Origin of the sequence: Streptomyces sp. WAC04114, assembly GCF_019733245.1 — a bacterium.
In the GTDB taxonomy this organism is placed as follows: Bacteria; Actinomycetota; Actinomycetes; order Streptomycetales; family Streptomycetaceae; genus Streptomyces; species Streptomyces massasporeus_A.
The window spans coordinates 50367-62935 of record NZ_JAIGQA010000006.1 but is presented as its reverse complement, the minus strand read 5'-3'; the positions used below and the strand labels follow the sequence as shown (position 1 = coordinate 62935).

Below are 12569 nucleotides of genomic sequence, written 5' to 3'. Positions count from 1 at the left end.
CTCCTCAGACCGTCGCCGCTGCGGCGGGCTTCGGCGCCTCCGGCAGCGAGCCGAGCCGGTGCAGCCAGGCCACGCCGAGCGCGGAGGCGAGCCCGAACAGGGCGCAGCACACCCAGGGCAGCCAGGCCGCGTCGCCCCGCCCGCCGGTGTCCATGGCCCAGCCGACGACGGTGTTGCCGACGGCGGCGGCGATACCGGAGACGACGTAGAAGATCCCGTAGTAGGTGCCGGTCAGCTCGGGCCGGCCGAAGCCGGGGATGAGCTCCATGACGAACGGCTGGGCGATCATCACGCCGAGGTAGAGCAGCAGGGCACCGGCCAGGACGGGCAGGGAGCGCAGCGCGGTGTCCACCACGCCGTCCGCGCCGCCGGGGCCGTCGGCCACCAGGGCGGGCGGCAGGAACGCCAGCGCCATGAGACCGAGCCCGGTGGAGATCCAGCGGGCTCTGTTCCCGCGCTCCTTGAGGGCGCGTGTGATGCGCAGCTGCAGGGCGAGGTTGGTCAGGGTGCCCACCAGGAAGACGAGCCCTGCGGCGCCCTCCCAGCCGGTGGCGTGCCGGGCCCCGTCGGGCAGCAGCAGGTAGAGCTGGTTCTCCAGGGTGAACATGCCGACCATGGCGAGCGCGAAGGCGAGGAAGGCGCGGTTGCCGAGGACCTCACGCCAGTCCGCGAGCACCGTGCCCTTGCTCGGTTCCACTTGTCGGGCGGGCAGCACGAGGGCCTGGGCGACGGTGAGGAGAGCGAAGATCCCGGCGGCGGTGAGCGCGGACGTACGGAAGTCCACCAGCAGCAGCGCACTGCCCAGCAGCGGGCCGATCAGCGCACCGCTGGTGGCGAACACGTTGAACAAGGCGAACGCCTCGGCCTTCCGGTCAGCCGCCTCCTGGGCGATGTAGGCGCGCACGGCGGGGTTGAACAGGGCGCCCGCGAGGCCACTGAGCACGGACGCGGCGAGCAGCACGGCCAGGTTGTCGCCGAGCGCGAACAGCGCGAACCCGAAGGTGCGCAGGGCACAGCCGGCGATGATGACGCCCCGCGCGCCGAGCCGGTCGGCGGCGGAGCCGCCGATGATGAACAGGCCCTGCTGGCTGAGGTTGCGGATACCGAGCACGACGCCGACGACGGCGGCCGACATGCCGAGGTTCTCGGTGAGGTGGGTGGCGAGGTAGGGGATGAGGAGGTAGAAGCCGGTGTTGACGCCGAGCTGGTTGACCAGCAGGAGCCGAACGGCGAGCGGGAAGCGCCGCATCTCATGCCACGTCTTCACGGCTCACCTCCCGCGGCTCGACTCCCAGGCCGGGGGCGCCACTTGCCCGTACGCAGCCGTCGGCCCCGCCGATCCCGGTCCACGGGTCGTGCGCGAGCAGCAGGTGTCCGTCGAGGTCGGCCCAGCGGGCGCGGTCGGCGAGGTGGACAGCGGGGGCGAGGCCGAGGCTGCTGGCGGTCAGGCAGCCGAGCATCAGCTCCGTGCCGCTGCCCTCGATGGCCTCGGCGATGCGCAGGGCCGCGTGCACCCCGCCGCACTTGGCGAGCTTGACGTTGACGCCCTGGACGCGTCCGGCCAGTCGGCGGACGTCCTCAAGGGTCACGGCGTCCTCGTCGGCGATCACGGGCAGCGGCGAGCGCTCGGCGAGGACACCCAGCGCCTCGGGGTCGCCGGGCGCGAGGGGCTGTTCGACGGCCTCCACGCCGAGGCCGGCGAACCGGGGCAGCAGGGCCTCGGCCTGCTGCATGGTCCAGGCGCCGTTGGGGTCGAGCAGCAGCCGGACCCGGGGCGCGGCGTCGCGGATGACGCGTACGCGCTCCACGTCCTCCTCCGGATCGGGTGCGCCCGCCTTGACCTTGATGATCGCGAAGCCGCTCGCGGCGAGGCGGCGGGCCTCGGCCGCCGCGTGGGTGGGGGAGGTGATGCCGATGGTGCGGGCGGTGGCGGCGACCGGCGGTTCCACGGCTCCGAGGAGCCGGTGGACAGGGCTGCCCGCGCGCTTGCCGACGAGGTCGAGGAGCGCGGCCTCGACGGCGGCGGTCACGGCCGGGGGCGTACCGGCACCGGCCAACTCGCCCGCCCGCAGGGCCTCCAGAGCGCTCTCCGGGCCGGGGAAGCGGACGAGGTCCGTCCGCACGGCCGCAAGGAGCCGTTCCAGGGTTTCGGCGTCGAGACCGTAATAGACGCTGGTGACCGCCTCGCCGTGACCGCTGACCCCGTCGTGTTCGACGGCCAGCCACACGGCGTCGCGGGCGGACATGGTGGAGCGGGAGATGCGCAGCGGCTCGGCGAGGTCGAGACGTACGGTGCGCAGGCTGGCCTTCACGGGTTCCTTTCCGAAGGGGTGAGGTCCTTGAGCGGGTCGGTGACGCGGGCGCACCGCACCCAGCCCGTGGCCTCGGCCGCACGCGGGTGCGGGATCTCGACGGGCCGGGTGGCAGCGGCGGACGGGTCGAGGCCGTGAGCGGCGGCGAAGTCGTCGTCGTAGACCGTGCCGAGATAGCGGTGCGGGCCGTCGGGGAAGACGGTGGCGACCACCGCGCCCGGGTGGACACGGGCCGCCCAGGCGGCGACACGGGCGACCGCCCCGGTGCTCCAGCCGCCGCTGACGAAGCTGCCGCGTGCGAGACGGCGGCAGCTGTCCACGGCCTCGGCCGGACCGACCCAGTGGACCTCGTCGAAGGCGTCGTAGGCGACGTTGCGCGGATGGATGCTGCTCCCCAGACCGCGCATCAGCCGGGGCCGGGCGGACTGGCCGAAGATGGTCGAGCCGGTGGCGTCGACGCCGATCAGCCGTAGCGCGGGCCAGTGCCGCCGCAGCGGGCCGATGATCCCGGCACTGTGGCCGCCGGTGCCGACGCTGCACACCAGGACGTCCAAGTGGTCCAGCCGGCCGGCGAGTTCGGCGGCGAGTGAGGCGTAACCAGCGATGTTGTCGGGGTTGTTGTACTGGTCGGGCCAGTAGGCGTCGGGCAGCAGAGCGAGCAGCTCGCGCAGCCGGGCGAGCCGCGCGGCCTGCCAGCCGCCCTGCGGCTCCGGGCGGTCGACCAGCTCCAGCCGCACCCCATGGGCGCGTAGCAACTGCCTCATGGACGGCTCCAGTTCGCTGTCACCCACCAGCACGACGGGATGGCCGAGGGCCTGTCCGGCGAAGGCGAGCCCGATGCCGAGGGTGCCGGAGGTGGACTCCACCACCGGGGCGCCGGGGCGCAGTTCACCGCGCTCACGGGCACCGAGGAGCATCGACACGGCGGCCCGCGCCTTCATGCCGCCCGCCGCGAGCCCTTCGAGCTTGGCCCAGAAACCGGGATGAGGTCCCGGCAGACCGGCGGTGATGCGGACCAGGGGAGTGCGGCCGAGGAGGGTGAGCAGCTCCGGCCGGGCGGTCGGCCGGACGGCGGTCGTCGTCACCGGGCGCCTCCCCCGGTACGGCCGGCCCGGTAGCGGTGGACGGTGCCGGGGCCGCCGTCCAGCCAGAAGAAGGGATACGGCTCCGCGCACACCGCGCTCACCCCGTGGCCCAGGAAGCGGGGCAGCACGGCACTGCCGGTCTGGGCGAACATCACCAGCTGCTTGCCGTGCCGAGCCGCGTGCTCCCGCAGCGGCTCGAAGGTGCCGTTGCCCAGCGTCATCCCGGACACGAGCAGCGCGTCGCAGCGCCCGGCCTCGGCGAGCGCGTCGGTGACGACCGGCTCGCCCCACTCCGTCACCCCGCCCTTGAGGTCGCAGGCGACGTAGTCGATCCCGAGCGAACGCAGCTCCTCCAGCAGGGAGTTGACCACGCCGACCACGAGCACGGTCGCACCCGGCGGCAGGTCCAGCAGCTCGACGACCGCCCTGGCCCTCGCCCGGGACTTCTCCAGCGACGTCCCGGCGGGCAGCGGGACGGAGTCCGCCCCGCACACCGGGGTGTGCGGGGTGACGTGCATCAGGTAGGCGTCGAGCGCGGCCACCCGCACCGGCAGCAGCGGATGCTCCAGCAGCCGGGCCACGTCGGCGCCGGCACAGTCCTCCACCGCGCTGTCCGGCAACGCACCCGGCTCGACCGCACAACTGCCGACGGCCTCGGCGAGGCGCAGACTGAGGACCTCGTTGCGGTAGCCGGTGCCGCGACCGTCGTGCCGCACGGCCTGCCGCGTGGTGAAGGCGACGGCGATGCGCAGGCCGGCCGGGTCCGGGCCGAGTTCACCGGCCCGGGCACGGGTCACGAGTTCGCCGTACGACGTGACGCGCGTGGCGGATATGGCGGAGGTCATCGGATCACCAGTCCGGAGCGCACCTCGGCGAGCAGGGCCTCGACCCGGTCGCGGGCGCCGACGCCGTCCGGGTCACCTGCCATGACGTGCCCGAGGTATTCGTTGTTGCTGCCCGCCGCCTTCACCTGCCGGCCGGGCTCGGCGAGCTGTACCTCCAGCACACCTGACGCGTCCCGCAACCGGCTGCCGTCCAGCGCTTCCAGCGTGCCCGCGGACTCCGGGACCAGGAAGCCGATGGCCGCGCTGCGCAGCCCGGTATCGCTGCGCCGTAGGTCGGGCTCGCGGCCGAGAGAGACCTCCACGAAGGCGGCGGCCAGGTCGATGCCGGTCACGTGGCGGACCAGCTCGGTGATGCGGTTCCCCGCGGGCCGCGGGTTGACCTCGACCACGCGTGGACCGGCGGAGGTCAGCTTGATCTCGGTGTGTGCCACGACTCCGTCCACCAGCCCGAGCGCCTTGAGCGCACCCAGCGCCGTCTGCTCGGCGGCCTCGGTATCGGCTCCCGTCAGCGCGGCGGGGAACATGTGTCCGGTCTCGATGAACGCGGGCGCCCCGCCGACGCTCTTGTCGGTCACCCCGACCACATGGACCGCACCCGCGTGCGACACCGTCTCGACGCTCACCTCGGGACCGTCCAGCAGCTCCTCCAGCAGCACCGCGGGTGCCCGCCGCTGCCCGCGCGCGTTGACCGGGAAGTCGGCCAGCGCCCGAACCGCAGCGGCAAGTTGAGACTCGTCGTCGACGCGCCGCACATACATGCCCGCGCACAGGTCGACCGGCTTGACGACCAGCGGATAGCCGATCTCCCGCGCGGCGCGCGCGATGTCGGCCCACTCCTCGTGCACGGCGAAGCGCGGCCCCGGCAGTCCCGCGTCGGCGAGGACGCGACGGGTGGCGTCCTTGCGGCAGGCGTTCTCCACCGCCTCGGCGCTCGGGCCCGGCAGTCCCAGCCGGTCGGCGATCCGCGCCACTGTCGACAGGTAGTAGTCGCAGGACGTGATCACCCCGTCGAAGCCGAGCACCGTGTGCAACCGTTCGACCTCCGGCAGCAGAGCATCGGTGTCGTTGGTGTCGACCGTGATCACGTTGCGCGCACCGAGCAGTGGGTGCGCCGTGCCCTCGGGAGCCGAACGCAGGTAGTGGTGCAGGTCGCGGGTGAGGAACGTGAACTGGTGCCCGCCCTCCCGTATCGCCAGTGGCAGCAGCCTGCTCATGGATCCGACCCAGCTCTCGACCACCAGTAGATGAGCCACAGCTCCCCTTTTCCCTTTTCAGGCCGTGCGGTTCAGACGTCAGGGCAGGCCGACGGTGCCTCCGCGAGGAGGCTCGTCGGGCTTTGCCCTGAGCACGTTATCGATAATCATTTTCATTGTCATGTGTCTGAGCGGAAGAACTTGGAGACACCGCGTGAAGTCGTCCGTACCGCGCGTGGCGGCTCGCGTGCGACGTGGTCGACGACCGAGTGGCGGGTGGCCGAGGTGCCGCCGTGCATGTCCATGAAGCGGCCGGTGGCGCCATGGAGTGTTGTCGACGTTTTTGAAAATTGTTTTCATCTGGCTAGGGTGGCGGAATCCGGGCGCCGGTGCACGGGTCCCGCCCTCGACGCCGTCGTGTGCCCGGCCCATGCCGGACAGGGAGGAAATCCTCAGTGACCCAGACCGCGCACCACGAGTACACCGTGCGTCCCGCGACACCGGCCGATGTCGACGGCGCGCGCCGCGTCATGCTCGACACCTTCTACCGGGAGTTCGGCTACGGATACGTACCCCAGTGGCACCGCGACACGGTGGACATCAAGGGCACGTATCTCGACGCCCCGAGACATCTGCTGCTGGTGGCCGTCCATCAGGGTGAGGTGGTCGCCACGACCGGCGTTCGGTCCGGCGGTCCCGCCCATCCGCCGCACCCGCGATGGCTGGCCGAACGCTACTCGGAGGACACCACCGCCCAACTGGTCCGCGTCTACGTGCGACCCGAACACCGACGCAGGGGGCTCGCCCGCGCGTTGGTCAACGCGGCCTGCGACTTCATCGCGGAAACACCCGGCTACGAGTGCACCTACCTCCACACCAACGTCGACATCGAGGGTACGGAACCCTTCTGGCGGAGCCTGGCCGAGGAAGTCTTCGACGCCCGCACCACCGGCGAACACGGACCGGGTGTCGCCACAGTGCACTTCGAGATCCCGATGTGACGGCACTGGCTGGAAGCGCCGCCTGGAAGGGTGTCGTGGCTGGCGTGCGGGCCGGGTGACGGAAACTGGGGAAGACGACGATGCCCTTGAGGCCCGCGCGCTCGCCCGGGACGCGGCGATCGTCGGACTCCTGGACATCGAGGCCGGTGCGAAGGTCTGCCTGATCGGGGTGGTCAACCCAGTTCAGCGCGGAGCCCACGACCCTGTACCGCCACCGGGCGGCGGCCGACGCGTGACGGATGCCCCCGGCCGGTGGCACCCGGCCCGGGCCCGCACCGCACCACCGGTGACGGGGGGCCGAGGCGGCCCTCGGTTAGGGACGGACGGTCTGCCCCTGCGGCGGGCGTCGACGCCTCAACGCTCCTCGTAGGGGTCCGCCGGCTCGGCGATCGGCCGGACCTTCGTGGCGTCCAGCACCGGAGGCCACGCAGCCGCCGAGCCGAGCCGGCCCCTGGGGTGCCAGACGCCGGTCACCATCACCCAGGTGTCTGCCTCCGGCGCCCGTACGCCACGGATCTCCGCCTTGACCGCCGTCGCGTCGGCCGCGCAGCACGCCACCCGCAGCCGGGTCACGTACCAGGTGCCGTCGTCGTCGCGGGTGACGAAACCGATGAGGCGCACGGTGCGGTCGCGCAGCGAGTATCCGCTGTCGTACGCGGCCCGGGAGCCGAACTCGGCCAGGCTCAGCTCCACCGGGTCGCCTGCGGGCAGTGCGGGGAACGTGCCGACGAACTCCTCGGCACGCCTGGCCTCTTCCCGTTCCGCACTGTAGGAACCCAGCGCCGGGGGAGGGAAGCAGAGCAGGGCGACGGCAGGCAGGGAGAGCAGCCAGGCGACACGAGGAGCGCCGGTGTGGGTGTGACCGTGGCCCCGCTGACCGTGCCCGTCGGCGCCGGCGAAGTCCTCCTGCGCCGCTCGCGCGGTCAGGGCGCCCCGTACCAGACCGAGCAGCGCCAGCAGCGCACCGGAGGCGATCAAGTAGGGCCGCAGCCCGGCCTGTACGTAGCGGAGGTAGAGGTCGCTGAAGAGCGAGACGCGCAGTACCGCGGCGCCGACGAGCAGCAACAGCGCGGCGGAACCGTACTTTCTCACAGCAGCCACCACCCCACCAGGACACTGCCCGTCACCGCGGCCACCCAGGTGACGGACGAGAACCGGAGGGCGAAGCCCCGCCCGAACGTGCCCGCCTGGAGGGCGAAGAGCTTCAAGTCGACCATCGGCCCCACCACCATGAACGCCAACTGGGCCACCGGCCCGAACCCGCTCAGCGACGCCGCCACGAAGGCGTCCGCCTCGCTGCACACGCACAGCACCACGGCGAGCAGCGCCAGAATCAGCACCGACACCCAGGCGGATGCCGTGAAGACGTCGAGCAACGAGCGTGGCACGGTGATGTTGAAGGTAGCCGCCGCGGCCGCCCCGACCACCAGGAAGCCGCCGGCGTGCAGGAAGTCGTGCTGCAGCCCGGACGCGAAGGCGCCCGCGCGCGAGCCCGCGGCCTCGGTGGCGGGCCGCGTCGGCAGCCTCAGCCACTCCGGGCGTCCGAAGCGTGCCCACAGCCAGCCCATGGTCACGGCAGTGGCCAGCGAGGCGGCGAATCGGGCCACCACCATCAGCGGTTCACCGGGGAAGGCGAGGGACGTGGCGACGAGTACCACGGGGTTGACCGCGGGCGCGGACAACAGGAAGGTGAGGGCGGCCGCCGGTGCCACTCCGCGCCGCATGAGACTGCCGGCCACCGGCACGGACGCGCACTCACACCCGGGCAGCACCACCCCGGCGGCACCCGCCATCGGTACCGAGAGAGCGGGGCTGCGCGGCAGCAACCGGGTGAAGACCCGTTCGGGGACCAGCGTGCCGACGGCCGCGGAGACCAGCGCACCGAGCAGGAGGAACGGCACCCCCTGGACGACGACGGCGGTGAAGACCGTCCACCAGGCCGCGACGGGAGGCGTGTAGAGGTCGAGGGCGAGCATCGGACCAAGCACGCCGGCGACCGTGACGATGGTGAGGAGCGCGAACCCGCCGAGCAGGACGTTCAGCCCCACCCGCGCGGTCAGGCGTACGGCGTCGGCCAGCCCGCCCCGCTCTCCGGCGTACTTCTGATCGCTCACGTCACTCGCTTCACCGTTCGGCAACCTCCGCGCGGTGGCGGCCCGCCCAGCTTAGTGAGGCCACGCTGAGCGCCCTGCGCCCGGTCCTGGGCTTCACGCCGGCTGCCATATCCGGGTCAGTGCCTGAGGGGTGAGTACCTGCTCGGGCGGGCCGTGTCCGACCAGCCGTCCGTCACTGAGGAGCAGACAGGCGTCGGCCGAGCGGGCGGCCTCGAGATCGTGCGTGGCCTGGACGACGGTCGTGCCGTCGTGCACCAGGTCGGTCAGCAGGGCTGTGATCCGATCCCGTGCCTCGGGATCGAGCCCGGTGGTCGGCTCGTCCAGGAGCAGCAGGTCGGACTGCTGGGCGAGGCCCTGCGCGATCAGGACCCGCTGGCGCTGGCCGCCCGACAACTCGCCGAGTTGGCGGGCGCCGAGGTCGGCGACGCCCAGCCGTTCCATGGCGTCGTCGACCACGGCTCGGTCCTGCCGGGTCAGCCGCCGCCACAGTCCACGCTCGCCCCAGCGGCCCATCTCCACGGTCTGTCGCGCCGTGAGGGGGAGCGTGTCGCCGACGGCGCCGCGCTGCGGGACGAAGGCCGGTGGTGAGCCCTCCGCGAACCGGAGCTGTCCGGATGTGGCAGTGATCACTCCGGCCAGAACGCCCAGCAGCGTGGACTTCCCGCTTCCATTCGGTCCGACGAGTGCGGTCATGGCCAAACCCGTTATGTCCGCGCTGAGTTGGTGGAGTACGGGTCGGCCTGGATAGCCGGCGTTCAGCTTGTGGAACCGGACGCGCTCGTTCCTCGGCTCGTCGTCCGGCGGCGACGAGAGGTTTTTTTGAACATGATTGTCATTGTAGGGTCGTCGTATGGAGTGGTTGACGGCCCCTTTCGAGGTGGCCTTTGTGCAACGGGCCCTGTGGGCCGGGATTCTGGTGTCGGCGATATGTGCCCTCGCGGGTACGTGGGTGGTGCTGAGAGGGATGGCCTTCCTCGGCGACGCCATGTCCCACGGACTGCTGCCGGGGGTTGCGGTCGCCTCGCTGCTCGGGGGCAACCTGCTGGTGGGGGCGGTGGTGAGCGCGGCCGTCATGACGGCGGGCGTCACGGCGCTCGGCCGTACCCCGAGGCTGTCGCAGGACACCGGCATCGGCCTGTTGTTCGTCGGCATGCTGTCGCTCGGCGTCATCATCGTGTCCCGCTCGCAGTCCTTCGCGGTGGACCTCACCGGCTTCCTCTTCGGTGACGTCCTCGCCGTGCGCGAGAATGACCTGACCCTTCTCGGGACGGCCCTGCTGCTGGCGCTGGGCGTCTCGGCGCTCGGGCACCGGGCCTTCCTGGCGCTGGCGTTCGACGAGCGCAAGGCCAGGACGCTGGGTCTGCGCCCCCGGCTCGCCCACGCCGTGCTGCTGGGACTGCTGGCGCTGGCCATCGTCGCCTCGTTCCACATCGTGGGAACACTCCTCGTCCTCGGCCTGCTCATCGCTCCGCCTGCGGCCGCACTGCCCTGGGCGCGCAGCGTGAGCGGGGTCATGGCCCTGGCCGCGGCCCTCGGCACCGCCGCCACCTTCGGCGGCCTGCTCCTGTCCTGGCACCTGAGCACCGCGGCCGGGGCGACCGTCTCGGCCCTCGCGGTCGGTCTCTTCTTCCTGTCCCACCTGGCGTCCGGATTCCGGCACCGCCACCGTGCGCGCGGTACCCGCCTCCCCGTCCCGGCGGTCACCTTGACCCCGAGCGCCCCCACGCCCCGACCGAACGAAACCTGAGGCGATCTCCTTGTTCGTCCGCAGAAACGTCACATCGCTGGCCCCGGCTCTGGCGGTCGCGATCCTCCTGACCGCCGGGTGCGCGGGCCAGGACCACACCAAGTCCGACTCCGAGGAACCCGCTTCCTCCGCCACCCCGCACGGCTACGTGGAAGGCGCCACCGAGGCGGCCGAGCAGCAGTCCCGGCTCCTGCTCGCCGACCCCGAAAGCGGTGACACCCGGGTGCTGGACCTGATCACCGGCAAGGTTCACGACACCGCCCGCAGGCCCGGAGTCACCGCACTGACCACGGACGGCCGCTTCGGCTACTTCCACAACACCGACGGCACCCAAGTCCTCGACGGCGGCGCGTGGATGGTCGACCACGGAGACCACGTGCACTACTACCGCGCGAAGATCCGGGAGGTCGGCGAGTTCCCGGGCGGCACCGGCACGAGCGTGCGCGGTGACGCGGGCGTCACTGTGGTCACGGCTGCGGACGGGAAGGCGAGGGTGTACCCACGCGCCGAACTGGAGAAGGGCTCGGTCAGTACCCCCGTCCGGCTCCCGGGCGACTACGCCGGCGCCGTCGTACCGTACGCGGAACACCTGATCACCCTCACAGGCGAGAGCTCCGCGAGGGCCACCGTGCTCGACCGGTCCGGCAAGCAGGTCGCCGCCCCGGAGGCGGAGTGCGTGGACCCGCGGGGCGACGCGGTCACCCGGCGCGGGCTCGTCCTCGGCTGCGCCGACGGCGCCCTGCTCGTCCACGAGGACGACGGCGCCTTCACCGCCGAAAAGATCCCCTACAGCGAGGACGTGCCGCGGCAGGAGCGTGCCACCGAGTTCCGGTACCGCCCCGGCAGCAGCACCCTCACGGCACCCGCGGGCAAGGACGCCGTCTGGGTCCTGGACGTCACCGAGGGCGCCTGGACCCGGGTGGAGACCGGTCCGGTGGTCGCCGCCAACACGGCCGGTGAAGGCGCGCCACTGCTGGTCCTGGAGACCGACGGAGCCCTGCACGGCTACGACATCTCCACCGGCAAGGAGACCACGGTCACCGAACCCTTGCTGAGGGACCTCCCCGAAGCCGGGCCCGGGGGCACCGCGACGCCGTTGATCGAGGTGGACCGCAGCCGTGCCTACCTCAATGACCCCGAGGGCAGACGCGTGTACGAGATCGACTACAACGACAACCTCCGTGTGGCGCGCACCTTCGACCTGGACGTTCGTCCTTCTCTGATGGTGGAGACGGGCCGATGAGCGTGCGTGTGGGTGCGGCACGGGTCCGTGCGCTGCTGGTGACCCTCGTCAGCTTCTTCGTCCTTGCCTGTGCGGCGACCGGCTGCGCGGGCGGTGACGACGATGATCGGCCGCGGGTCGTGGTGACCACCAACATCCTCGGCGACGTCACCCGGGAGATCGTCGGGGAAGAGGCCGACGTCAGTGTCCTGATGAAGCCCAACGCCGACCCGCACTCCTTCGGCCTGTCGGCCGTGCAGGCCGCGGAGTTGGAGAACGCGGACCTGGTCGTCTACAACGGGCTCGGTCTGGAGGAGAACGTACTGCGGCACGTGGAAGCGGCCCGCGAGTCCGGCGTGGCCACCTTCGCGGCAGCCGAGGCGGCCGACCCGCTCACCTTCCACACGGGGCAGGACGGCGGACCCGAGGAAGAGGCCGGCGAACCCGACCCGCACTTCTGGACCGACCCCGACCGGGTGCGCAAGGCCGCCGGCCTGATCGCCGACCAGGTCGTCGAGCACGTGGACGGCGTGGACGAGAAGGCCGTCCGGAACAACGCCGCGCGCTACGACGGACAACTCGCCGACCTCACCACCTGGATGGAGAAGTCCTTCGCCGCCGTCCCCGAGAACCGGCGCGCCCTGGTCACCAACCACCACGTCTTCGGCTACCTCGCCGACCGCTTCGGCTTTCGCGTGATCGGCGCCGTCATCCCCAGCGGCACCACCCTCGCCTCACCCAGCTCCTCCGACCTGCGCTCCCTGACCCAGGCCATGGAGAAGGCCGGCGTGCGCACCGTCTTCGCCGACTCCTCCCAGCCCACCCGGCTGACCGAGGTACTGCGCCAGGAGATGGGCGGCGACGTCGACGTCGTTTCGCTGTACTCCGAGTCGCTGACCGAGAAGGGCAAGGGCGCCGGGACCTACCTGGAGATGATGCGCGCCAACACCTCGGCCATGGCCGACGGCCTCACCCGCGACTGAACGAGCTTCCCCGCGGCCCGGCGAACCGAACTCCCCGGCCGTTCCACCACACAACACCGCGCCCTGA

The 12569-nt window shown here is 71.9% G+C and carries 12 protein-coding genes; 4 read left to right on the top strand and 8 right to left on the bottom strand.

Annotation, left to right across the window (positions count from 1 at the left end; translation table 11 throughout):
- Positions 1-4 precede the first annotated feature (4 nt).
- Genes K4G64_RS03625 through K4G64_RS03605 form a run of 5 tightly spaced genes read right to left on the bottom strand, consistent with a single transcriptional unit; the run spans position 5 to position 5495 of the window.
- Positions 5-1267: an MFS transporter gene (locus tag K4G64_RS03625; RefSeq protein WP_221754544.1), complete on the bottom strand. Its 1263-nt coding sequence runs from the start codon at positions 1265-1267 to the stop codon at positions 5-7.
- Positions 1251-2312: a dipeptide epimerase gene (locus K4G64_RS03620; protein WP_221754543.1), complete on the bottom strand. Its 1062-nt coding sequence runs from the start codon at positions 2310-2312 to the stop codon at positions 1251-1253. Before K4G64_RS03620 ends, K4G64_RS03625 begins: the two co-directional genes overlap by 17 nt.
- Positions 2309-3397: a PLP-dependent cysteine synthase family protein gene (locus tag K4G64_RS03615; protein WP_221754542.1), complete on the bottom strand. Its 1089-nt coding sequence runs from the start codon at positions 3395-3397 to the stop codon at positions 2309-2311. Before K4G64_RS03615 ends, K4G64_RS03620 begins: the two co-directional genes overlap by 4 nt.
- Positions 3394-4242: a Rossmann-like domain-containing protein gene (locus K4G64_RS03610; RefSeq protein WP_221754541.1), complete on the bottom strand. Its 849-nt coding sequence runs from the start codon at positions 4240-4242 to the stop codon at positions 3394-3396. The genes K4G64_RS03615 and K4G64_RS03610 overlap by 4 nt, the downstream gene beginning before the upstream one ends.
- The gene (locus tag K4G64_RS03605) at positions 4239-5495 is read right to left on the bottom strand and encodes an ATP-grasp domain-containing protein (protein WP_221754540.1); all 1257 of its coding nucleotides are present in this window, start codon (positions 5493-5495) and stop codon (positions 4239-4241) included. The genes K4G64_RS03610 and K4G64_RS03605 overlap by 4 nt, the downstream gene beginning before the upstream one ends.
- Positions 5496-5965: 470 nt before the next feature.
- On the opposite strand from K4G64_RS03605, the gene K4G64_RS03600 reads away from it, so the two are divergent.
- Complete coding sequence (locus K4G64_RS03600) at positions 5966-6436, top strand: GNAT family N-acetyltransferase (protein ID WP_221754573.1); 471 nt, start codon at positions 5966-5968, stop codon at positions 6434-6436.
- Positions 6437-6790: 354 nt separating this feature from the next.
- Here K4G64_RS03600 and K4G64_RS03595 read toward each other — a convergent pair whose 3' ends face one another.
- The 3 genes from K4G64_RS03595 to aztA all read right to left on the bottom strand — a co-directional run bounded on the left by K4G64_RS03595 (position 6791) and on the right by aztA (position 9243).
- Entirely contained in the window at positions 6791-7528 is a 738-nt protein-coding gene (locus K4G64_RS03595) for a TIGR03943 family protein (RefSeq protein WP_221754572.1), read from the bottom strand.
- Positions 7525-8550 (bottom strand): permease, encoded by a 1026-nt coding sequence (locus tag K4G64_RS03590; RefSeq protein ID WP_374206353.1) that lies wholly within the window; start codon positions 8548-8550, stop codon positions 7525-7527. Before K4G64_RS03590 ends, K4G64_RS03595 begins: the two co-directional genes overlap by 4 nt.
- A gap of 93 nt (positions 8551-8643) precedes the next feature.
- The gene (gene aztA / locus K4G64_RS03585) at positions 8644-9243 is read right to left on the bottom strand and encodes a zinc ABC transporter ATP-binding protein AztA (RefSeq protein ID WP_260459950.1); all 600 of its coding nucleotides are present in this window, start codon (positions 9241-9243) and stop codon (positions 8644-8646) included.
- Between the two features lie 157 nt (positions 9244-9400).
- Between aztA and aztB the strand changes: the two genes are divergently transcribed.
- Genes aztB through aztC form a run of 3 tightly spaced genes read left to right on the top strand, consistent with a single transcriptional unit; the run spans position 9401 to position 12502 of the window.
- Positions 9401-10297 (top strand): zinc ABC transporter permease AztB, encoded by an 897-nt coding sequence (gene aztB, locus K4G64_RS03580; protein ID WP_221754538.1) that lies wholly within the window; start codon positions 9401-9403, stop codon positions 10295-10297.
- Between the two features lie 10 nt (positions 10298-10307).
- Entirely contained in the window at positions 10308-11540 is a 1233-nt protein-coding gene (locus tag K4G64_RS03575) for a hypothetical protein (protein WP_221754537.1), read from the top strand.
- On the top strand, positions 11537-12502 hold the full coding sequence (gene aztC, locus K4G64_RS03570; protein ID WP_221754536.1) for a zinc ABC transporter substrate-binding protein AztC: 966 nt from the start codon (positions 11537-11539) through the stop codon (positions 12500-12502). Before K4G64_RS03575 ends, aztC begins: the two co-directional genes overlap by 4 nt.
- Positions 12503-12569: the final 67 nt, after the last annotated feature.

What these genes read in the sequence shown, in the direction of transcription:
- K4G64_RS03610 (WP_221754541.1), bottom strand. Translation starts at nt 4,242, where the DNA reads ATGACCTCCGCCATATCCGCCACGCGCGTCACGTCGTACGGCGAACTC.
- K4G64_RS03600 (WP_221754573.1), top strand. Translation starts at nt 5,966, where the DNA reads ATGCTCGACACCTTCTACCGGGAGTTCGGCTACGGATACGTACCCCAG.
- aztA (WP_260459950.1), bottom strand. Translation starts at nt 9,243, where the DNA reads ATGACCGCACTCGTCGGACCGAATGGAAGCGGGAAGTCCACGCTGCTG.
- aztB (WP_221754538.1), top strand. Translation starts at nt 9,401, where the DNA reads ATGGAGTGGTTGACGGCCCCTTTCGAGGTGGCCTTTGTGCAACGGGCC.
- aztC (WP_221754536.1), top strand. Translation starts at nt 11,537, where the DNA reads ATGAGCGTGCGTGTGGGTGCGGCACGGGTCCGTGCGCTGCTGGTGACC.